General features: G+C 62.1%; 32 protein-coding genes. 1 reads left to right on the top strand and 31 read right to left on the bottom strand.

The window, feature by feature from the left end; translation table 11 throughout:
- A partial coding sequence (locus L338_RS15620) for a translocation/assembly module TamB domain-containing protein (RefSeq protein ID WP_022699347.1) occupies positions 1-1,848 on the top strand: 1,848 nt, incomplete at its 5' end.
- Positions 1,849-1,863: 15 nt separating this feature from the next.
- Here the strand turns inward: L338_RS15620 and L338_RS15615 are convergent.
- From L338_RS15615 to L338_RS17160, 31 genes are all read right to left on the bottom strand, one after another.
- Positions 1,864-3,180, bottom strand: coding sequence for a replication-associated recombination protein A (locus L338_RS15615; protein ID WP_022699346.1), 1,317 nt, complete (start codon positions 3,178-3,180; stop codon positions 1,864-1,866).
- Between the two features lie 61 nt (positions 3,181-3,241).
- On the bottom strand, positions 3,242-4,663 hold the full coding sequence (locus L338_RS15610) for a DegQ family serine endoprotease (RefSeq protein ID WP_081639672.1): 1,422 nt from the start codon (positions 4,661-4,663) through the stop codon (positions 3,242-3,244).
- A gap of 115 nt (positions 4,664-4,778) precedes the next feature.
- A complete protein-coding gene (locus L338_RS15605; protein ID WP_022699344.1) occupies positions 4,779-5,981 on the bottom strand; it encodes a hypothetical protein in 1,203 nt (400 codons plus the stop codon).
- A gap of 163 nt (positions 5,982-6,144) precedes the next feature.
- On the bottom strand, positions 6,145-6,564 hold the full coding sequence (rplQ, locus tag L338_RS15600) for a 50S ribosomal protein L17 (protein WP_022699343.1): 420 nt from the start codon (positions 6,562-6,564) through the stop codon (positions 6,145-6,147).
- A gap of 29 nt (positions 6,565-6,593) precedes the next feature.
- Positions 6,594-7,610, bottom strand: coding sequence for a DNA-directed RNA polymerase subunit alpha (locus L338_RS15595; RefSeq protein ID WP_022699342.1), 1,017 nt, complete (start codon positions 7,608-7,610; stop codon positions 6,594-6,596).
- 73 nt (positions 7,611-7,683) lie between these two features.
- On the bottom strand, positions 7,684-8,073 hold the full coding sequence (rpsK, locus tag L338_RS15590) for a 30S ribosomal protein S11 (protein ID WP_022699341.1): 390 nt from the start codon (positions 8,071-8,073) through the stop codon (positions 7,684-7,686).
- A 17-nt stretch (positions 8,074-8,090) separates the two neighbouring features.
- Complete coding sequence (rpsM, locus tag L338_RS15585) at positions 8,091-8,459, bottom strand: 30S ribosomal protein S13 (RefSeq protein ID WP_022699340.1); 369 nt, start codon at positions 8,457-8,459, stop codon at positions 8,091-8,093.
- 122 nt (positions 8,460-8,581) lie between these two features.
- Positions 8,582-9,178, bottom strand: coding sequence for an adenylate kinase (locus L338_RS15580; protein ID WP_022699339.1), 597 nt, complete (start codon positions 9,176-9,178; stop codon positions 8,582-8,584).
- Positions 9,175-10,506, bottom strand: coding sequence for a preprotein translocase subunit SecY (secY, locus tag L338_RS15575; protein WP_022699338.1), 1,332 nt, complete (start codon positions 10,504-10,506; stop codon positions 9,175-9,177). The genes L338_RS15580 and secY overlap by 4 nt, the downstream gene beginning before the upstream one ends.
- Positions 10,507-10,569: 63 nt before the next feature.
- On the bottom strand, positions 10,570-11,052 hold the full coding sequence (rplO, locus tag L338_RS15570; RefSeq protein ID WP_022699337.1) for a 50S ribosomal protein L15: 483 nt from the start codon (positions 11,050-11,052) through the stop codon (positions 10,570-10,572).
- Between the two features lie 52 nt (positions 11,053-11,104).
- Entirely contained in the window at positions 11,105-11,290 is a 186-nt protein-coding gene (gene rpmD / locus L338_RS15565) for a 50S ribosomal protein L30 (RefSeq protein WP_022699336.1), read from the bottom strand.
- The gene (gene rpsE / locus L338_RS15560) at positions 11,291-11,845 is read right to left on the bottom strand and encodes a 30S ribosomal protein S5 (RefSeq protein WP_022699335.1); all 555 of its coding nucleotides are present in this window, start codon (positions 11,843-11,845) and stop codon (positions 11,291-11,293) included.
- Positions 11,846-11,857: 12 nt separating this feature from the next.
- On the bottom strand, positions 11,858-12,223 hold the full coding sequence (gene rplR / locus L338_RS15555) for a 50S ribosomal protein L18 (RefSeq protein ID WP_022699334.1): 366 nt from the start codon (positions 12,221-12,223) through the stop codon (positions 11,858-11,860).
- A gap of 2 nt (positions 12,224-12,225) precedes the next feature.
- Entirely contained in the window at positions 12,226-12,756 is a 531-nt protein-coding gene (gene rplF / locus L338_RS15550) for a 50S ribosomal protein L6 (protein ID WP_022699333.1), read from the bottom strand.
- 12 nt (positions 12,757-12,768) lie between these two features.
- Complete coding sequence (gene rpsH / locus L338_RS15545) at positions 12,769-13,164, bottom strand: 30S ribosomal protein S8 (protein WP_022699332.1); 396 nt, start codon at positions 13,162-13,164, stop codon at positions 12,769-12,771.
- Between the two features lie 10 nt (positions 13,165-13,174).
- Positions 13,175-13,480, bottom strand: a complete 306-nt coding sequence (gene rpsN, locus L338_RS15540) for a 30S ribosomal protein S14 (protein ID WP_022699331.1) — start codon at positions 13,478-13,480, stop codon at positions 13,175-13,177.
- 48 nt (positions 13,481-13,528) lie between these two features.
- On the bottom strand, positions 13,529-14,089 hold the full coding sequence (gene rplE, locus L338_RS15535; RefSeq protein WP_022699330.1) for a 50S ribosomal protein L5: 561 nt from the start codon (positions 14,087-14,089) through the stop codon (positions 13,529-13,531).
- Complete coding sequence (rplX, locus tag L338_RS15530; RefSeq protein WP_022699329.1) at positions 14,082-14,399, bottom strand: 50S ribosomal protein L24; 318 nt, start codon at positions 14,397-14,399, stop codon at positions 14,082-14,084. The genes rplE and rplX overlap by 8 nt, the downstream gene beginning before the upstream one ends.
- On the bottom strand, positions 14,399-14,767 hold the full coding sequence (gene rplN / locus L338_RS15525; RefSeq protein ID WP_022699328.1) for a 50S ribosomal protein L14: 369 nt from the start codon (positions 14,765-14,767) through the stop codon (positions 14,399-14,401). The genes rplX and rplN overlap by 1 nt, the downstream gene beginning before the upstream one ends.
- A 45-nt stretch (positions 14,768-14,812) precedes the next feature.
- Positions 14,813-15,052 (bottom strand): 30S ribosomal protein S17, encoded by a 240-nt coding sequence (gene rpsQ / locus L338_RS15520; RefSeq protein ID WP_022699327.1) that lies wholly within the window; start codon positions 15,050-15,052, stop codon positions 14,813-14,815.
- Positions 15,053-15,054: 2 nt separating this feature from the next.
- Positions 15,055-15,261: a 50S ribosomal protein L29 gene (gene rpmC / locus L338_RS15515; protein WP_022699326.1), complete on the bottom strand. Its 207-nt coding sequence runs from the start codon at positions 15,259-15,261 to the stop codon at positions 15,055-15,057.
- Between the two features lie 11 nt (positions 15,262-15,272).
- Positions 15,273-15,695, bottom strand: a complete 423-nt coding sequence (gene rplP / locus L338_RS15510) for a 50S ribosomal protein L16 (RefSeq protein ID WP_022699325.1) — start codon at positions 15,693-15,695, stop codon at positions 15,273-15,275.
- A gap of 12 nt (positions 15,696-15,707) precedes the next feature.
- Positions 15,708-16,412 carry a 30S ribosomal protein S3 gene (rpsC, locus tag L338_RS15505; protein WP_022699324.1) on the bottom strand — a complete coding sequence of 235 codons (705 nt, stop codon included), beginning with the start codon at positions 16,410-16,412 and terminating at the stop codon, positions 15,708-15,710.
- On the bottom strand, positions 16,412-16,792 hold the full coding sequence (gene rplV / locus L338_RS15500) for a 50S ribosomal protein L22 (RefSeq protein WP_022699323.1): 381 nt from the start codon (positions 16,790-16,792) through the stop codon (positions 16,412-16,414). Before rplV ends, rpsC begins: the two co-directional genes overlap by 1 nt.
- Before the next feature lie 2 nt (positions 16,793-16,794).
- Positions 16,795-17,073, bottom strand: coding sequence for a 30S ribosomal protein S19 (rpsS, locus tag L338_RS15495; protein WP_022699322.1), 279 nt, complete (start codon positions 17,071-17,073; stop codon positions 16,795-16,797).
- A 15-nt stretch (positions 17,074-17,088) separates the two neighbouring features.
- A complete protein-coding gene (gene rplB / locus L338_RS15490) occupies positions 17,089-17,928 on the bottom strand; it encodes a 50S ribosomal protein L2 (RefSeq protein WP_022699321.1) in 840 nt (279 codons plus the stop codon).
- 12 nt (positions 17,929-17,940) lie between these two features.
- Positions 17,941-18,234: a 50S ribosomal protein L23 gene (locus L338_RS15485; protein ID WP_022699320.1), complete on the bottom strand. Its 294-nt coding sequence runs from the start codon at positions 18,232-18,234 to the stop codon at positions 17,941-17,943.
- Positions 18,231-18,851: a 50S ribosomal protein L4 gene (gene rplD, locus L338_RS15480; protein ID WP_022699319.1), complete on the bottom strand. Its 621-nt coding sequence runs from the start codon at positions 18,849-18,851 to the stop codon at positions 18,231-18,233. The genes L338_RS15485 and rplD overlap by 4 nt, the downstream gene beginning before the upstream one ends.
- Entirely contained in the window at positions 18,851-19,648 is a 798-nt protein-coding gene (gene rplC / locus L338_RS15475; protein ID WP_022699318.1) for a 50S ribosomal protein L3, read from the bottom strand. Before rplC ends, rplD begins: the two co-directional genes overlap by 1 nt.
- Positions 19,649-19,651: 3 nt before the next feature.
- Positions 19,652-19,966, bottom strand: a complete 315-nt coding sequence (gene rpsJ, locus L338_RS15470) for a 30S ribosomal protein S10 (RefSeq protein ID WP_022699317.1) — start codon at positions 19,964-19,966, stop codon at positions 19,652-19,654.
- A gap of 98 nt (positions 19,967-20,064) precedes the next feature.
- Positions 20,065-20,159 (bottom strand): EF-Tu C-terminal domain-related protein (locus L338_RS17160; protein ID WP_022699316.1); only part of this gene is annotated, 95 nt, incomplete at its 5' end.

Below are 20,159 nucleotides of genomic sequence, written 5' to 3'. Positions count from 1 at the left end.
GCCGCCGATGGCTCCGTCCGCGGTCTGCCCTCAACGCTGGAAGCGCAAGGCCAGCTGCAAGACGCCGAGACTGGGCGGCGCGTGGCGGTGGACTTTAACGGGGAGTACGGGCGTCTGGCGTTTTCCACGCGGGATCCGCTTACCTATCGCTTTGGCGGCGGCGAGAGCCAGCTGCGCGCGTCTCTGGGTTTCGACGAGGGCGTGCTGAATCTGGAGCTGGATAGCAGTCCGGAAATCCGGCGGCTGGCGCTGGAGGTGAGAGACGCGCCTTTGGCGGTGCTGGAAGCCATGCGCGCCGGCGCGCGCCTGCGCGGCACGCTGAACGCGGACGCAGAAATCATCAATCGCAACGGCGAACTGTCCGGCGATCTTCGCGCGGCGGTGAACGACGCCCATGTCGCTGACGACGACCTGCCGCCGGTGAACGTGACGCTGACCGGCGATGTAACCCAGTCCAGCCTGGACCTCACCCTGGAAGCGCGCGACGAGGCCGACATGCGCGCAAACGGCAATGCCAGCATCGCCATCACCCCCAATGCCGGCTTGATCCCCGTGGCGCTTGATTCCGACGGCCCGCTAAGCGGTCAGGCGGCGCTTCAGGGCGCGATCGATTCCATCGCCTCGCTTGTGACCGGCCCGGAACAGCGGCTGGGCGGCGACATTGATGCGCGGCTGACGCTGGGCGGCACGATGAGCCGGCAGGACTTCAACGGCACGGTTCAACTGAGCAACGGCCGCTTCGATGACGGCGTGTCCGGCATTGCGTTGCGGGATCTGGAAACGCGCGCCGAGTTCGCCAATGGCCGCGTGGCGGTTACACAGCTGGAGGGGCGTGATGAAGAGGACGGAACTCTCTCCGGCAGCGGCCAGGCGCGATCTGTAGAAGACGGCTGGAGCGGAGAGATCAGCGCCAACTTCCAGAATTTCCAAGTCGCCAACCGCCGGGATGCACAGGTCGACGCCAGCGGCGAGATTTCAATCAATATCGATCCCGAGTCGCCGACCATCGAAGGCGATATCAATATCAACCGGGGCGAATTCCGGCCGCCCAATACCGGCCCGCCCGGCGTAACGACGATCGAAGTCGTGGAAATCAACAAGCCCGGCCAGGAAAACCCCGAGGAAGAAACGGTTTCGGGGCGCGGGCGTACGCCGTTCGCTCTGGATATATCGCTGGATGCGCCGCGCCGGCTGTTTGTCCGCACCAATACCGTGAACGTGGAAATGGGGCTGGACGCCCGGATCGGCAGCACCAGCGCCAGCCCGAAAATCTTCGGAACAGCCAGCGTGATACGCGGCGACGCCGATTTCGCCGGGGAGCGCTTCACGTTCAATGAAGGCGAGATCCGTTTTGAGGGCGACCCCCTCCAGTCGGAGCTGGATCTGACCGCCACCCATGACGCGGCCGAACTGACCGCCTTCATCAATGTCACCGGCACCCCGCAGGAGCCGCGCATATCGCTGACCAGCCAGCCGCCCTTGCCGGAAGACGAAATTCTGGCGCGGGTTCTGTTCGGGCGTTCCGTCAGCCAGCTGTCGGGCCTGGAAGCGGCGCAGATGGCCGCGGCGCTTTCCAGCCTGGCCGGCGGCGGCGGGTTCGATGCGCTGGGCCAGATCCGCTCCGGCCTGGGGCTGGACCGGCTGAGCATCGCCAGCGGGTCTTCAGGAACCGTGGTAACGGGCGGCCAGTATCTGACCGACGATGTCTATCTGGAGCTTTCCAGCGGAGGGATTGAAGGCCCGGCAGCCCAGATCGAGTGGCAGGCCTTGAAGAACTTCGCCGTTATCTCCCAATTCGGCTCGGCGAAAAATACCAGCGTGTCGGTGCGCTGGCGGAAGGACTACTGACAAGCCCCCTGATGTTCAGGAATCGCCGGCGCGGCGGTTTTCACGAAGCTCCCGCCAGCGTTTCAGCCGCTCGAGGATTCGGCCCTCCGCGCCCTCGCCCTTCGGATTGTAGAAGACCGGACGGTCTTTCATCTCATCGGGGAAATAATCCTGGCCGGACGCGCCCTCCGGCGCATCATGGTCGTATTCATACCCCTTCCCGTAGCCCATATCCTTCATCAGCTTTGTCGGCGCGTTGCGGATATGCGTGGGCGGCATGAGAGAGCCGGTCTCCTTGGCTGCGCGCATGGCGGCCTTGAAGCCCACATAAACGGCGTTGGACTTGGGCGCGACCGCCATGTGAACCACGGCCTGCGCTATCGCCAGCTCCCCCTCCGGACTGCCGAGAAACTGATAGGCGTCCTTGGCGCGGAGCGCGGACGTCAGAACCGATGGGTCGGCCAGCCCGATATCCTCGACCGCCATGCGCACGACGCGGCGCGCCACATAGAGCGGATCCTCGCCCCCCGACAGCATCCGCGCCAGCCAGTAAAGCGCCGCGTCGGGGTCTGATCCCCGAACCGATTTATGGAGCGCGGAGATGAGGTTGTAGTGTTCCTCCCGGTCCTTGTCATAGACCGGGGCGCGGCGCTGCAGCAGTTCGGACAGCTCCGCCGTCTCGATCGGCTCCTTGCGGTCCAGCGCGTAGACTTCCTCCACCAGGTTCAGGAAATAACGGCCATCGCCGTCCGCCAGCGCCTTCAGGGTTTCGCGCGCGCCCTGGGTCAGCGGCAAAGGCGCATCCAGATAGGCTTCCGCCCTCTGGGCGAGTGTTTCCAGAGCCGCACCATCCAGACGCTTCAGGACGAAAACCTGACACCGGGACAACAGGGCGGCGTTGATTTCAAAGGACGGATTTTCGGTGGTGGCGCCGATCAGCGTAACCACGCCCTCTTCCACATAGGGCAAAAAACCGTCCTGTTGGGAGCGGTTGAACCGGTGGATCTCGTCCACAAACAACAAGGTGCCCTCACCCGCCGCGCGGCGGCCCTTGGCCGCCTCGAACGCCTTGCGCAAATCGGCAACGCCGGAAAACACCGCCGACAGGGATTCGAAGTGTAGATTGGCGTGCTGGGCGAGCAGCCGGGCAATCGTGGTCTTGCCCGTGCCGGGCGGCCCCCACAGAATTACCGATGACAGACGGCCGGCCGCCACCATCCGTGCAATGGGCCCATTATCAGCCAGCAAATGCCCCTGTCCCGCGACCTCGTCCAGACTGGCGGGGCGCAGGATATCGGCGAGCGGGCGTGGCGCGCCTTTCTCAAGGCCGGCGGCTTCGAAAAGATTGGACATGCCGTCCAGACTAGCCCACCTCCCCGCACGCGGGAAAAGCTTTGATGCAGGCCCGGTCCGTCTATAGGCGGAAGGTGCGGGAAATTTGCCGGTCGCCGCGTTCAATCGTGATCGGCCAGGACTTTGCGCCCTCCAGACGCTGCAGCATACGGTCCAGATTCCGGGTGCTCTCGACGCGGGTATCGCCCAGAGAAATCAGGCGATCACCAGGCCGGAAGCCAAAATAGTCCGCGGCCGAACCACGCGCGACGTCAATGACGATCACGCCCTCATCCAGCGGGTCCAGACCCAGTTCATCAGCGTAAGCCGGGGAAAGATTGGCAACCTTCAGGCCCTGCAACGGGCTGGCGCTTTCAACCACGCGCTCATCTTTCGCCGGTTTTTCAGGCGCGGCCTCGGCGCGGAACCCGATTTCTCTGGATCCGCCGTCACGGATGACATTGAACGCGGCGTCTTCGCCAATCCGGCGCGTGGCCAGCAGAAAACGAACGCCCTGTTCGTCATAGACCTCGGAGCCGTCAACGGAGGTGATGACGTCGCCTTGTTCAAGCCCGGCCTCGTCCGCCGGTCCGCCTTGATAAATCTCGCTTACCAGCACGCCCTGCGGCCGGGAGAGGTCGAGGGCCGCGGCGAGATCCGGCGTCACGGTCTGGAGACGCGCGCCAAGCCAGGGCCGGACGATCTTGCCGTCCTCCAACGCCGATTCCACCACCCGCTGGACCAGTTCGGACGGTATGGCGAAACCGATGCCGTTGGACCCGCCCGAACGGGAAAAGATCGCGGTATTCACCCCCACCAGGTCGCCATTCAGATCCACCAGGGCGCCGCCGGAATTACCCGGATTGATGGCCGCGTCGGTCTGAATGAAAAAGGAATAATCGGTCAGGCCGACATCGGTCCGCGCCAGCGCGGAAACGATGCCTTGCGTCACGGTCTGCCCCACCCCGAACGGGTTGCCGACCGCCATAACCAGATCGCCGACCTCCAGATTGGACGACATGGAGAAATCCAGCTTGGGCAGGGTTTCCTCGCCTGTATCGATCTTCAGCACGGCCAGATCCGTCCGCTCATCGGCCAGCAGGACTTCGGCGTCGAATTCGCGCCGGTCCGGGAGGCTGACCGTCAGTTCCTGCGCGCCTTTCACGACGTGGTAATTGGTCACAATCACGCCGTCCTCCTGCACAATCACGCCGGAGCCCAGCGATTGGGCAAGCCTCTGCCGCCCCCGCGGTTGCGCGCCTTCCCCGAAAAAGAAATCCAGCATGGAGGCGCGTTGATTGACGACCCGCGTGGAGTTCACATTCACCACGGCCGGCCCAACGCGTTTGGCCACGGGCGCGAAGGACAGTTTCACCTCGGTTACGGATTGAGGCGCCCGCTTTTGTGCTTCGCTGCCGGCCAGTTGCTGGGTGTCGTTCTGCCCGCAAGCCGGAGCGGCCAGCAAGAGCGCCGGGGCGAGGATCAGGATACGCAATAAAGACATGGGCGAAGTGATCTCCATTCGAGCTGATACGCCGCACAGATAGGCGTGGCGTCACCGGGTGTGAAGCACCCGATTATCTCAACATACAGGCGATGAAGCGAGCCTGAACGCGGGCTTAACTGGAGGCAATGTTCGCGGCTCTCGCCGCCCCGCGCATCGTCCACATAATGCCCCATGCGGCAAAAGTCGCGGCAGCCAGCCCGGCTATGGCCGGAAGGCCTATGTCCAGCGCCGCCGGCGCGCCCGCGAGCCGGGGTATGACAATGGCCAGAAATACGCTGATGAAAAGGCCGATCAGGGCGCGCATCACGTCGCTCACCACGTCGAAGATCGCGGCCTTGTTTGTCCGGATGCGGACCAGGGCGGTGATCATCAATTCCCGCCCCGCCAACAGGCCAAGAAACACCCAGGTGGTCGACATCGGAATGTCATTGGCTTCCTTGAACACCAGAAGAATGGTTCCGTAGATGAAATCCACAAGCGTCGCGGCGCGGATATCGGTCGTGTTTGTCTTGGTAAGAACGATTTTCTGAATTTCTCCGCCCCGGGTGGCGAAAATCAGGGCATGCAGCATCAGCATCACGCCCGTCGCGAACAGGATGAATACCGGGTCGAACGCCACCACGGTCTGGACGCTGCCGTCCGGCAAGGTGGTCTCCGTCGTCGAGCGCGGCAGGAATACGAAGATATTGGCCAGATCCTGGGCCAGCCACTGCCACCACAAATAACCGGTCGACAGCCATTGCAGGACAAACCACCCCGTGGCGTGGTTCTCGCCGCGGGTATTGGCGACCCAGCGTTCAAACACGCGGGATACGATCAGATAAACAACCGCGCCCGCCCCGAAAGCCACCAGATATCCCAGCAATGACTTGATCAGCATGCTTTCCATGATGCCTTCCGTCTGCGACCCGCCGGTCAGCGCGAAGATCGTCAGGACAAGAAAGGTCGTGGAAACGGGAATGCCAAAGCGGGTCAGGAAAAGCAGAACCAGCGGCGGCACGGCGTGGTACCACTCTATCCCGCCGGGCGGATCCCAGCGCGCCCACCAGTCCGGTCGGGCGACGCCTTCCTGAAATTCCGGATAGGGTATGCGGTTCAGGCGGCCAAAGGCGATATCACCGCCATTCTGGATCCAGCCCATGACCATGACGGCAATGATAATGCTGCTGGCGAACAGCCACAGCACCCACCACGGCCGTTTGGCGTTTGACGCCAGGAAGGTGCCGAGCGTCTGGATCGCGTCATTGGCAACGATGGAATAGGACGCCAGCAGGAACCCGACGACCGCGAAAATCTCTACGCCGACATAATCCATTGCGCCCTCCCCGGCTGGCCGAAGGCGATCCTATAGACATGAAAGCAAGGCGTTGAATGACAGTTTTATTGGAATCACGTGACGGGCTGCTCGGGCCGCCCAAAACAAAAGGGCGGCCCTGTTCAGGACCGCCCTTTCAAATCAGCACTTCAAAAAAGAAACCTTACGCTTCCGCGGCTTCTTCCATTTCAACCCGCTCACGGTCTTCCTTGCCGCGCGCCTCGGGGTCGCGATCGACAAGTTCGATGACGGCCATCGGGGCATTGTCGCCATAGCGGAAGCCGGCTTTCAGCACGCGGATATAGCCGCCCTGACGCTCTTCATAGCGCGGGCCGAGCGTGTCAAAGAGCTTCTTGACCATATCCTCGTCGCGAACGCGGCCAACCGCGATACGGCGCGATCCGATATCGCCCTTCTTGGCGAGGGTAATGAGCTTCTCCACAAACGGGCGCAGCTCTTTCGCCTTGGGCAGAGTCGTGACGATCTGCTCGTGCTTGATCAGGGAAGCCGCCATGTTCGCGAACATCGCCTTGCGGTGTTCGTGGGTGCGGTTCAGCTTCCGGTATCCGTTACCGTGACGCATGATTCAACAAGTCCCTTGCGGAGCCAGCTCTAGATCTGGTCTTCGTATTTCTTCGCCAGCTCTTCGATGTTGTCGGGCGGCCAATCCGGCACTTCCATGCCGAGGTGGAGCCCCATCTGGGCCAGCACTTCTTTGATTTCGTTCAGCGACTTGCGCCCGAAGTTCGGCGTGCGGAGCATTTCCGCCTCCGACTTCTGGATCAGGTCGCCGATATAAACGATATTGTCGTTCTTCAGGCAGTTCGCCGAACGCACGGACAGCTCCAGCTCGTCGACCTTCTTGAGAAGGGACGGGTTGAAGTCCAGCTCCGGCTTGGAGTCTTCCGGAACGGCCTGACGCGGCTCTTCGAAATTGATGAAGACCTGAAGCTGGTCCTGCAGGATACGCGCGGCGTACGCCACGGCGTCTTCCGGCGTGACCACGCCATTGGTTTCCATCTCCAGAACCAGCTTGTCATAGTCCAGAACCTGGCCTTCACGGGTATTTTCAACCGTGTAGGAGACCCGCTTGACCGGTGAATACAGCGCGTCGACGCCGATCAGACCGATCGGAGCGTCTTCCGGACGGTTCTGCTCGGCCGGGACATAACCCTTGCCGGTGTCGACCGTCAGCACCATGCGAAGCTCGGCGTCTTCGTCGAGCGTGCAGATGAAGTGATCCTTGTCGAGGATTTCGACGTCCGCCGTTTCCTCGATGTCCTTCGCCGTCACTTCGCCCGGACCGGACGCTTTCAGCGTCAGGTGCTTGGGACCTTCGGAGTGAACGCGCAGCGCAAGCTGCTTGAAGTTCAGGATGATGTCGGTGACGTCCTCACGCACGCCCGGAATGGACGAGAACTCGTGCACAACGCCGTCGATTTGCACGGCGTTGACCGCCGCGCCCTGAAGCGAGGACAGAAGCACGCGGCGAAGAGCGTTGCCCAGCGTCATGCCAAAGCCGCGCTCCAGCGGCTCGGCGATCAGCTTGGCCTGGCGGGATTCGTCGTGGCCGGGTTCGATCACCGGCTTCATCGGACGGATCAGGTCTTGCCAATTCTTTTCAATCACGTTGGACCCTCACCTTTAAGTGGGTTTTGTCCGGAACAAGAGCGCGAACCGCCCGCCCGGACAGATTCAAAAACTAGACGCGGCGGCGCTTCGGCGGGCGGCAGCCATTGTGCGGGATCGGCGTCACGTCGCGAATTGTCGTGATCGTGAAACCAACAGCCTGCAGCGCGCGCAGCGCCGACTCACGGCCTGAACCCGGACCGGACACATTGACTTCCAGCGTCTTCACGCCGTGCTCCTGGGCCTTGCGGCCCGCGTCTTCCGCCGCGACCTGCGCCGCATACGGGGTGGACTTGCGCGAGCCCTTGAAGCCCATCGTCCCGGACGTAGACCAGGAGATGGTATTGCCCTGCACGTCGGTGATGGTGATCATGCAGTTGTTGAACGAGGCGTTCACGTGCGCGACGCCGGAAGTGATGTTCTTCCGCTCGCGGCGGCGGACGCGTCCTGTTTCCTTGGCCATGGGTCTTGCCTACCTGCTTACTTTTTCTTGCCGGCGATGGGTTTCGCCGGGCCCTTGCGCGTGCGCGCATTGGTGTGCGTGCGCTGGCCGCGCACCGGCAGGCCGCGGCGGTGCCGCAGGCCACGATAATTGCCCAGGTCCATGAGCCGCTTGATATTCACCGCGACCTCCCGGCGAAGATCGCCTTCAACCGTGAAGTCACGGTCGATGATCTCGCGGATCTGGGTCACCTCGGCGTCGGTCAGTTCATTGACGCGGCGCTCGAGCGGCACTCCGGCCTGCTCGGTGATGTTGCGGGCGGTCGTCGGACCAATCCCGTGAATGTAGGTCAGCGCGATCTCTACGCGCTTATTCGTCGGAATGTTGACGCCGGCGATACGTGCCACAGTAAATCTCCATAAACGAAACCGCGATAAGGGGCCTCTAACGTCCAGTTGTTAGCCCGGACGCGAGAGGCTCTCGCCCTTTTTCGCGGAAGTCGGCTGTTATACGCCCGTCGGTGACAGAATCAACCGGCGGACTGAGCTTCGCTTTCCTTTTCTGCATCAAGGATGGCGGCGATATCAGACGCCACCGCCTCGATACTCTCCAAACCATTCACCTCACGCACCTTCCCCTGTGATTCGTAATAGGGAAGCAGCGCTTCGGTCTGGGCCCGGTAGTTCGCAAGACGATTCCGGAGGGTTTCCTCGTTATCGTCCGCACGGCCTTCATCCTTGGCGCGCTGGTGGACGCGGCGAATCAATTCGTCGCCGTCCTCCACAGCCAGGCGAATCACCAGATTCACCTGCATGCCGTGGGCGCGCAGCATTCCGTCCAGCGCCTCGGCCTGAGCCGGGGTGCGCGGAAAGCCGTCAAAGATGAAGCCCTTCGCATTCTTGTGTGTTTCGAGTTCGCTCTCGATCAGCTCGATCACGATCTCGTCCGAAACCAGGTCGCCGCGATCCATGATCCCGGCCACCTTCTTGCCCAGCGCGGTGCCGGAACTGCGGGCGGCGCGGAGCATGTCGCCCGTGGAGAGCTGCACGTAGCCGCGCTCTTCCACCAGTTTCTTGGCCTGGGTGCCCTTCCCGGCGCCCGGCGGTCCGAAAATGACCAGGTTCATCGCTTCCGCCCCCGCAGTTTCGATCGCTTGATCAGGCCTTCGTACTGGTGCGCCAGCAAATGCGACTGGATCTGCGAAACCGTATCCATGGTCACCGAGACCACGATGAGGATGGAGGTGCCGCCAATCGCGAATGGAATATTGGTGCCTTGAGCGCGCAAATACTCCGGAATGACGCAGACAAAGGCCAGATAGATCGCGCCAATTGTCGTCAGGCGGGTCAGCACGTAATCAATATATTCCGCGGTCCGCTTGCCCGGCCGGATACCTGGCAGGAACCCGCCATATTTACGCAGATTGTCCGCCGTATCTTCCGGGTTGAAGACAATGGACGTGTAGAAAAACGCGAAGAAGATGATCGCCGCCGCGTAGAAAGCCAGATAGGCCGGCTGTCCCGGGCCGAGGAATGCGGACAGGGTTTGCAGCCATTCCGGCGAATCCTGCCCCGCAAAACCGCCCAGCGTCGCGGGCATCAGCAGGATGGACGACGCGAAGATCGGCGGAATGACGCCGGCCGTGTTCAGCTTCAGCGGCAAGAAGGAGCTTTCGCCGCCGAACATGCGGTTGCCAACCTGACGCTTCGGGTACTGGATCAGCAAGCGCCGCTGCGACCGCTCCATGAACACGATGAACAGGATCAGCGCGACCGCGCCGACGAGAATCAGAAGGAAGAGAAGCGGCGCAAGATTGCCGGTGCGCGCAGCGCTGAACAATTGCGCCAGGATGCGCGGAAATTCAGCGACAATGCCTGCAAAAATGATCAGGGAGATGCCGTTGCCGACGCCCCGCGCCGTAATCTGCTCGCCCAGCCACATCAGGAACATCGTGCCGCTGACCAGCGTAAGCACGGCGGAAACACGGAAATACCAGCCCGGATCGACCACAAGGCCGCCGACTTCCAGCCCGACCGCAATCGAATAGGCCTGGAAAGTCGCCAGGAAGACGGTCAGGTAGCGGGTATACTGGTTGATCTGTTTGCGGCCCGTTTCCCCTTCCTTCTTCAGCTTCTCGAGCGAAGGAATGGAAACCGCCATGATCTGCATGATGATCGAGGCGGTGATGTAGGGCATCACGTTGAGGGCGAAAATCGCCATGCGCTCGACAGCGCCGCCCGAAAAGGCGTTGAAGACGCCAAGAATGCCATTGGAGGCATTCTGGAAAGCCTGGTTGAAAGCCGCCGGATCGATGCCCGGGACAGGGATATAGGTCCCCAGCCGGTACACGACGAGCGCGCCCAGAGTGAACAGGATACGCTTTTGCAGCTCGGACGCCTTGGCGAACGCCGAGAAGTTCATGTTCTGGGCGAGTTGTTCAGCGGCTGACGCCATGAAATCTCCAAAAGCCTATAAGCGGCGGCGCGCCCGCTGCGGGCGCGCCGCCCTAGAGTTCGATTACTCGGCTGACTTGGCGTTTTTCGCGCCGGTCACGGTGACCTTGCCGCCCGCTTTCTCGACCGCTTCGATCGCGCCCTTGGACGCGCCGGTTACGGTGATCTCCAGCTTGGCTTTCAGCTCGCCCGTTCCCAGAAGACGCACGCCGTCCAGACGGCGGCGGACAACGCCGGCTTCGATCAGCGCGGCTTCGTCCAGCGCCTTCTTGGCGTCCAGCTTCTTGGCGTCGACGGCCTGTTGCAGGCGGCCGATATTGACCTCCGCAAAGGACAGGCGGTTCGGCTTGTTGAAGCCGCGCTTGGGCAGGCGCCGGTCGATCGGCATCTGGCCGCCCTCGAAGCCCTTCAGGGCGACGCCCGAACGAGACTTCTGACCTTTTTGACCGGAACCGGACGTCTTGCCCAGACCCGAGCCAACACCACGGCCACGGCGCTTGCGGTCCGCATAGGCGCCGGGGTTATCACGCAATTCGTTGAGTTTCATGCTTTCCTCCAGAAGAGACTCGGCTGTGCCTTACGCGTCTCTGGATTGATACCTAGCCTTCTACGATCTCCACCATATGGGAGACTTTCCGGATCATGCCACGCACTTCCGGCGTATCTTTCAGCGTACGGGTGCGTCCGATGCGATTAAGGCCCAGACCGACCAGCGTTGCGCGCTGGTCTTTCGGGCGGCGGATCGGCGAACCGGTCTGCTTGATGGTAACGGTCTTGTCGGCCATCTACGCCTCCATAGCGGACGGGTCGCTGACGCCGTCCTGACGGCGACCGACCAGATCCGAAACTTTCAGACCACGCTTGGCGGCGATGCCGCGCGGGCTGGTCTGGTTCTTCAGCGCGTCAAACGTCGCGCGGATCATGTTGTACGGGTTCGACGAACCGGTGGACTTGGCGACCACGTCCTGAACGCCAAGCGATTCCAGAACCGCGCGCATCGGACCGCCGGCGATGACGCCGGTGCCCGGAGGCGCCGCCCGCAGAAGCACCTTGCCGGCGCCATGACGGCCGCGGCCGTCATGATGCAGCGTGCGCCCTTCGCGGAGCGGAACACGGATCATGGTCTTCTTGGCTTCCTCGGTCGCCTTGCGGATGGCCTCCGGCACTTCGCGCGCCTTGCCATGCCCAAAGCCGACGCGGCCTTTCTCGTCACCCACGATGACCAGAGCGGCAAAGCCGAAACGGCGGCCGCCCTTGACCACGGAAGCGACGCGGTTGATGTGGACCAGCTTGTCGACGAACTCGTTATCGCGTTCGCGGTCGTCATTACGACGGGCCATAATTACGTCCTCTTAGAAATTCAGTCCGCCTTCACGGGCGGCGTCCGCCAGGGCTTTCACCCGGCCGTGATACAGATATCCGCCGCGATCGAAGACAACGCTTTCGACGCCAGCCTTCTTCGCGCGCTCGGCGACCAGCTTGCCGACCTTGGCGGCGGCGTCGGAATCCGCGCCGCTCTTGCCCTTGGCCGTCACGCCGTCATCCAGCGAGGACGCGGCGGCCAGAGTGCGGCCTTCGCGATCGTCGATGATCTGCGCATAGATGTGCTTGGACGAACGAAAGACCGAAAGGCGCGGGCGTTCGGCGCCGGGACCTTTGCGGATATTCGAACGGACACGGAAAGCGCGCCGTTGGCTTTTCTGCCTGGGATCTTTCATCGCTACTTCTTCTTGCCTTCTTTGCGCAGGATGTACTCGCCCGCATAACGCACGCCCTTGCCCTTGTAGGGTTCCGGCGGACGGAAGCGGCGGATCTCCGCGGCAACCTGACCAACTGCCTGTTTGTCCGCGCCCTCGACCTTCACTTCGGTCGGCTTGGGCGTGGTGATCTGGATACCCTGCGGCGGCTCATACACGACTTCGTGGCTGAGGCCGAGGTTCAGGACCAGCGACTGACCGCGCATCTGCGCGCGGTAACCAACGCCGACCAGCTCCAGGTCTTTCGTGAAACCCGTGGCCACGCCCTGAACAAGGTTATCAACCAGCGAACGGGACAGACCCCACATCGCGGTGCCCTTTTCCGGGGTCAGCGGCGTGATGGTGATTCCATCCTCGCCCTTCTCGGCTTTCACCGAGTCCACCAGCGTCAGCTCGAGCTGGCCTTTCGGGCCTTTCGCGCGAACCGTCTGGCCGTCCAGCGTGACTTCGACGCCGCTCGGGATTTCGACCGGGTATTTTCCGATACGTGACATTATCCGGCCCCCTTAGCTTACGTGACAGAGGATTTCGCCGCCGACATTCTGTTCGCGCGCGGCATGGTCACTCATCACGCCCTTGGGCGTGGAGAGGATCGCAATGCCGAGCCCGTTCTGAACGCGGGGCAGTTCGCGGACCGACGAATAAACGCGGCGGCCCGGCTTCGAAATACGAACGATATCGCTGATCACCGGATCGCCCTCATAATATTTGAGTTCGATTTCCAGCGTGTGCACGCCATCCGCCTCGACCTCGGCATAGCCGCGGATATAGCCCTCTTCCTGGAGGACATCGAGAACACGGGCGCGCAGTTTGGACGCCGGCGTCACCACTTTGTTCCGGTTGCGCATCAGCGCATTCCGGATACGGGTCAGCATATCGCCGATAGGATCATTCACAGCCATCAGTGCGTCCTCACCAGCTCGACTTCGTGATGCCCGGGATCTCGCCAGAGTTCGCAAGATTGCGAAGCTCGATCCGGTTCATCTTGAACTTGCGGTAGTAACCGCGCGGACGGCCCGTCAGTTCGCAACGGTTGCGAATGCGCGACGGGGCGGAATTCCGCGGCAGTTCGGCCAGCTTGAGCTGGGCCGCGAAGCGTTCCTCGATCGGACGCTCCTGATCACGCGCGATCGCTTTCAGCTCAGCCCGCTTCTCAGCGTACTGGTCCGCCATGCGCTTGCGCTTGTCATTCCGTTCTATGGCGCTTTTTTTAGCCATTTAATCCTCCTGATCGCGGAGCCTCACGACTCCGCACTCCCTGATGCGTCAGCTCGTGAACGGGAAATCGAACTCGGCCAACAGGGCTTTTGCTTCTTCATCGGTCTTGGCGTTCGTGCAGACCACGATATCCATTCCCCAGACCGTCTCGACGTCGTCGTAATTGATCTCGGGGAACACAATGTGCTCCTTCAGGCCCATCGAGTAATTCCCGCGCCCGTCAAAGCTCTTGGCTCTGAGGCCCCGGAAATCCCGAACGCGCGGCAGAGCAACGCTCACAAGACGGTCCAGAAACTCATACATGCGTTCGCCGCGCAGGGTCACCTTGGCGCCAATCGGCATGCCTTCGCGCAGCTTGAAGCCGGCGATCGACTTCTTGGCCGTCGTCGTCAGGGCTTTCTGGCCCGCAATGATGGTCAGGTCCTCAACAGCGGACTTGACCTTCTTGGTGTCGTTCACGGCTTCGCCGACCCCGATATTCAGCACGACTTTGTCGAGCTTCGGGATCTGCATTTCGTTGGTATAGCCGAACTTCTCTTTCAGGCGCGCGCGAATCTCTTCGCGATAGCGCGTCTTGAAGCGCGGCGTGTATTCCTTGGCCTCAGACATCGATGACCTCGCCCGATTTCTTGGCGACGCGGACCTTCTCGCCACTGTCCAGCGTCTTGATCCCGACCCGCGTGGCGCCGCCCGATTTCGGATCGGCGTGCGCCACGTTGGAAACGTGGATCGACAATTCTTTTTCCTTGATCCCGCCGGGATCCATCTGGCTCGGACGCTGGTGACGCTTGGCCACGTTCACGCCCTCGACGACGACACGGGATTCAGACGGCATGACGCGAACGACCTGGCCGGTTTTGCCCTTGTCCTTGCCCGTCAGAATGACGACGCGATCGCCCTTTTTAATTTTCGCAGCCATTAGAGAACCTCCGGCGCGAGCGAAATGATCTTCATGTGTTGCTTGGCGCGCAGCTCACGCGGCACCGGCCCGAAGATACGCGTGCCGACCGGCTCGCCCGCATTGTTCACGATCACCGCGGCGTTCGTGTCAAAACGGATGACGGAGCCGTCAGCGCGCTTGATGTCCTTGGCGGTGCGCACGACAACGGCGCGGCGAACCTCGCCCTTCTTAACGCGGCCGCGCGGCTGAGCTTCCTTCACGGAAACAACGATGATGTCGCCGACATGCGCATAGCGCCGGCCGGCGCCGCCCAGAACCTTGATGCACTGGACGCGGCGGGCGCCGGAATTATCGGCAACCTCTAGATTTGACTGCATCTGAATCATGCAGAGTCTCCAACCCTTCTAGTGGGGCCGTGCGATCGAAAGCCTTTAGGCTCCAACCGCGCCGACAACCTCCCAGCGCTTCAGTTTAGACTTCGGCGGACATTCACTGATCTCCACCAAGTCGCCGACATTGAAGGCATTGCCTTCATCATGCGCGTGGTACTTCTTCGACCGGCGCACGGTTTTCTTGTACAGCGGGTGCAGGAAGGTCCGCTCAACGCGGACAACAACCGTCTTCTCACCCTTGTCGCTCACCACGACGCCCTGCAGAATTCGCTTCGGCATCGTTAGCTCCCTTTATTCTCGGCCGAGCGTTTGACGCCCAGCTCAGTCTTCAGCCGCGCAATATCGCGGCGGACGGTGCGCACGCGCGCCGTATTCTCAAGCTGTCCGGTCGCCTGCTGAAAGCGCAGATTGAACTGCTCTTTCTTCAGCTTGACGATCTGGTCGCGGAGCTGGTCCTGGCTCATCGCGTGGATGTCAGCGCTATCCATCGACTTCTCTCCTAAGCACTCTCTACGCCGTCACGGACGACGATTTTGGTTTTGATCGGCAGCTTGGCCGCGCCCAGGCGCAGAGCCTCGCGGGCGACGGAATCAGGCACGCCGTCAATCTCGAACATGATGCGGCCCGGCTTGACCTTGGCCGCCCAGTATTCCGGGGAGCCCTTGCCTTTACCCATGCGGACTTCGGTCGGCTTCTTGGAAACCGGCACGTCCGGGAAAATCCGGATCCACACACGGCCCGCACGTTTCATGTGGCGGGTAATGGCGCGGCGCGTCGCCTCGATCTGGCGCGAGGTGATGCGCTCGGGCTGCATGGCTTTCAGGCCGTAAGACCCGAAATTCAGAGCCGCGCCGCCTTTGGCATTGCCCTTGATGCGCCCTTTATGCGCCTTGCGATATTTTGTTCGCTTCGGTTGCAGCATCGTCTCTAACCTTTACGCGGCCTGGCGGCCCGAACGGGCGCGCTGTTCGCCGGAATCCTGTTGGCGTTTCTCAGAGGCGAGCGGATCGTGCTCCATGATCTCGCCTTTGTAGATCCAGACCTTCACGCCGATCTTGCCCATCGCGGTATCGGCTTCAGCCGTTCCGTAATCGATGTCGGCGCGAAGCGTGTGAAGCGGCACGGAGCCTTCCTGGTAACGCTCGATACGCGCGATCTCGGCGCCGCCCAGACGGCCGCCCGTCTGAATCTTGCAGCCCTTCGCGCCGAGGCGCATGGCGGACTGCAACGAACGCTTCATGGCGCGGCGGAACGCAACACGGCGTTCCAGCTGCTGCGCGACGTTCTCGGCGACCAGCGTGGCGTCGACTTCCGGCTTGCGAACCTCGACGATGTTGAGGAAGACCTCGCCATCGACGATCTTGTCCAGCTCGCGGCGCATGGACTCGATGTCCGCGCCCTTCTTGCCGATCACGACGCCCGGACGGGCCGTGTAGATGGTCACGCGGCACTTCTTGTGCGGACGCTCAATGACGATCTTCGACACGCCGGCGGACTTCAGGCGCTTCTTCAGCATCCGGCGGATCTTGATGTCTTCCATCAGCAGATCGCCGTATTCGCCGGTGTTCGCGTACCAACGCGAATCCCAGGTCTTGTTGATGCCGAGCCGCAGCCCGATCGGGTTTACTTTATGGCCCATTAGACGGCCTCCTCGACTTCGCGCACGACGATGGTCAGCTCAGAGAACGGCTTGAGGATCCGGGCGCCGCGGCCCCGCGCACGGGCGCGGAAACGCTTCATCACCAGGTTCTTGCCGACAAAGGCTTCGGACACGACCAGCGAGTCGATATCCAGGCCGTGATTGTTTTCCGCGTTCGCAATCGCCGATTCCAGCGCCTTGCGGACATCCTTGGAGATACGCTTGTGCGAAAACTCCAGCTCCGCCAGCGCCTTCTCCGCCGTCTTGCCGCGAATGGATTGCGCGACAAGGTTCAGCTTCTGAGGGCTGGTGCGAAGCAGACGGAGCTTCGAGCGGGCCTCGTTATCCGCGAGGCGGCGTTCAGCCTTGGCCTTACCCATGACTACTTCCTCTTCGCCTTCCGGTCCGCCTGGTGGCCGTAATAGGTGCGGCTGGGGGCGAACTCGCCGAGCTTGTGGCCGACCATGTCTTCGGTCACCAGCACGGGGATGAATTTGTGGCCGTTATGAACCTGGAATGTCAGGCCCACGAATTGCGGCATAATTGTCGAACGGCGCGACCAGGTCTTGATCGCTTGCTTACGCCCGCCTTCATGAGCAGCTTCCGCCTTCTTGAGCAGATAGCCGTCAACGAACGGACCTTTCCAAACAGAGCGTGACATTTTCTCTCAGCTCTCCTAACGGCGCTTTTTCTTTTGGTGACGGGAGCGAATGATGAACTTGTCAGTCGCCTTGTTCTTGCGCGTCTTCGCGCCTTTGGTCGACTTGCCCCAGGGGGTCACCGGGTGACGGCCGCCCGAGGTGCGGCCTTCGCCGCCGCCGTGCGGGTGATCAACCGGGTTCATCGCAACGCCGCGCACCGCCGGGCGTTTGCCCATGTGGCGCTTGCGGCCCGCCTTGCCAAGATTGATGTTCAAATGGTCCGGGTTGGAGACCGCGCCAACGGTCGCCATGCAGATATCTTCCACCATGCGAAGCTCGCCGGAGGACAACCGGATCTGGGCATAGCCCTGGTCACGGCCGACCAGCTGCGCGAACGCGCCGGCCGAACGGGCGATCTGACCACCCTTTTTCGGCTTCATCTCGATATTGTGGATGATCGTGCCGACCGGCATCGCCTTCAGAGGCATGGCGTTGCCCGGCTTCACGTCCGCCTTGTCGGCGGCGATCACCGAGTCGCCGACGCTCAGGCGCTGCGGCGCGAGGATATAGGCCTTTTCGCCGTCCTCGTACTTGATCAGCGCGATGAACGCGGTGCGGTTCGGATCATATTCCAGACGCTCGACCGTCGCGGCGACATCAAGCTTGGTGCGCTTGAAATCGATGACGCGGTACAGCTTCTTGGCGCCGCCGCCACGCCGGCGGGAGGTCACCCGGCCGACATTGTTACGCCCGCCGGAAGACTTCAGACCTTCGGTCAGCGTCTTCTCGGGGCGCCCGTGGTGCAGCTCGCTGCGGTCGACCAGGACCAGAGCCCGGCGTCCCGGCGAGGTGGGATTGAACTTCTTGAGAGCCATTATCCTATCCGCCTACAATCCAGTCGTGACATCGATCGAGTGACCTTCTTCGAGGGTCACGATCGCTTTTTTCATGTCGGAACGCCGGCCCTCGACACGACGAAACATTTTCGTCTTGCCCTTCTGGCGAAGCGTGTTCACAGCCGCGACTCTCACTTTGAAAAGCCCCTCGACCGCTTCCTTGATCTCGGTCTTGTTCGCGGTCAGCGGCACTTCAAAAACAACCTTGTTCTCCTCTGAGAGCAGGGTCGCTTTCTCGGTCACTACCGGCGCGACAATCGTGTCATAGTGCTTGGCGTTGCTCATTTCAGGCGCGCCTCCAGCGCTTCGACAGCGTCCTTGGTCAGCACCAGCGTATCGCGGCGCAGCACGTCATAGACATTGATGCCCTGAACCGGCAGCACGTCGACTTCCGGGAAGTTGCGCGCGGCGCGGGAGAAATTCTCGTCCAGCGTCTCGCCGCCAACAATCAGGGCGCTTTTCACGCCAAGATCGGCAAAAGCCTTCCGCAGCGCGGCCGTCTTGGGCTCTTTCAGCTCGGCGCTGTCGAGAACGATCAGCGTCTTGCCGCCCAGCTTGGAGCTCAGCGCATGCTTGAGGCCCAGCTTGCGAACCTTCTTCGGCAGGTCGTGACCGTGATCGCGGACCCGCGGGCCGTGCGCCACGCCGCCGCCGACAAAGATGCCGGCCGAACGCGCGCCATGACGCGCGCCGCCCGTGCCCTTCTGGCGATAGGCTTTCTTCTTGGTGCGCGAAATTTCACCGCGCTCCTTGACCTTGTGGGTGCCGGCCTGGCGGTTCGCCAGCTGCCAGCGGACCACGCGGTGCAGCACGTCCGAGCGCGGCTCAAGTCCGAACACGGACTCGTCCAGCTCGATCGAACCGGCCGCTTTGGCCTGCAGGGTTTGAACGTCGATCTTCATTATTCTTCGCCGCCCTTGTCTTCGGAGCCGTCAGCATCGGCCGCGGCGTCCGCAGCTTCAGCTTCGTTCTCGGCCGGGGCTTCCGCCTCGGCTTTGGCCGCAGATTTCTTGTCTTCGGCGCCCGGCGCGCGGAACGCGCCCGGCATCGGAACCTCGTCCACGCCGATGCCCTTCACGGCGTCGCGGATCTCGATCCACCCGCCCTCGGGGCCCGGCACCGCGCCAAGCACCAGAACCAGACCGCGATCCACGTCCACGCGAACCACTTCAAGGTTCTGCGTGGTGACACGCTTGGCGCCCATGTGGCCGGCCATCTTCTTGCCCTTGAACACCTTGCCCGGGTCCTGACACTGACCGGTCGAACCATGGCTGCGGTGAGAGATGGAAACGCCGTGCGTGGCGCGCAGGCCGCCAAAATTGTGACGCTTCATGGCGCCGGCAAAACCTTTACCGATAGAGATGCCCGACACGTCGACCTTCTGACCATTCACGAAATGATCGGCCGTGATCTCGGACCCGACATCGATGAGGTTGTCCTCGGCGACGCGGAACTCGATCAGCTTTTTCTTCGGCGTGACACTGGCCTTCGCGAAACGCTCGCGCTCGGCTTTCGACACGCGCTTGACCTTGGCCGCGCCCGCGCCGAGTTGCAGCGCGGAATAACCGTCGCGCTCGCCCGTACGCTGGGCGACGACCTGGCATTCCTGCAGTTGCAGGACGGTCACCGGGATATGGGCCCCCTCGTCGTTAAAGACGCGGGTCATGCCCATCTTCTTGGCTATAACTCCGGATCGCATGACTTAACGCTCCAGGCTGATCTGAACGTCCACGCCCGCGGCCAGGTCGAGCTTCATCAAAGCATCGACGGTCTGCGGGGTCGGATCGACAATGTCCAAAAGGCGCTTGTGCGTGCGCACCTCAAACTGCTCGCGCGACTTCTTGTCGACGTGCGGCGAGCGGTTCACGGTGAAACGCTCCTTGCGCGTCGGCAACGGAATCGGGCCGAGCACAGTCGCGCCTGTACGCTTGGCGGTCGAGACGATCTCACGCGCGGAGCTGTCCAGCACGCGATGATCAAACGCCTTCAAGCGGATGCGAATATTTTGACGTTCCATGACGGTCTTCCGTTATCCGACGAGCGGTCTTCTGATTAAGCCGGGCGGCGTTTTGAAGCGCCGCCCGGAAAATGCGCCCCTCGTCAGGTTCTTGCTTCCTACTCGATGATTTTTGACACGACGCCGGCGCCGACGGTGCGTCCGCCTTCGCGGATGGCGAAGCGCAGGCCCTGGTCCATGGCGATCGGCGTGA

Origin of the sequence: Euryhalocaulis caribicus (genome assembly GCF_000412185.1) — a bacterium.
Classification (GTDB): Bacteria; Pseudomonadota; Alphaproteobacteria; order Caulobacterales; family Maricaulaceae; genus Euryhalocaulis; species Euryhalocaulis caribicus.
This window is presented reverse-complemented; position numbering and strand designations above follow the sequence as displayed.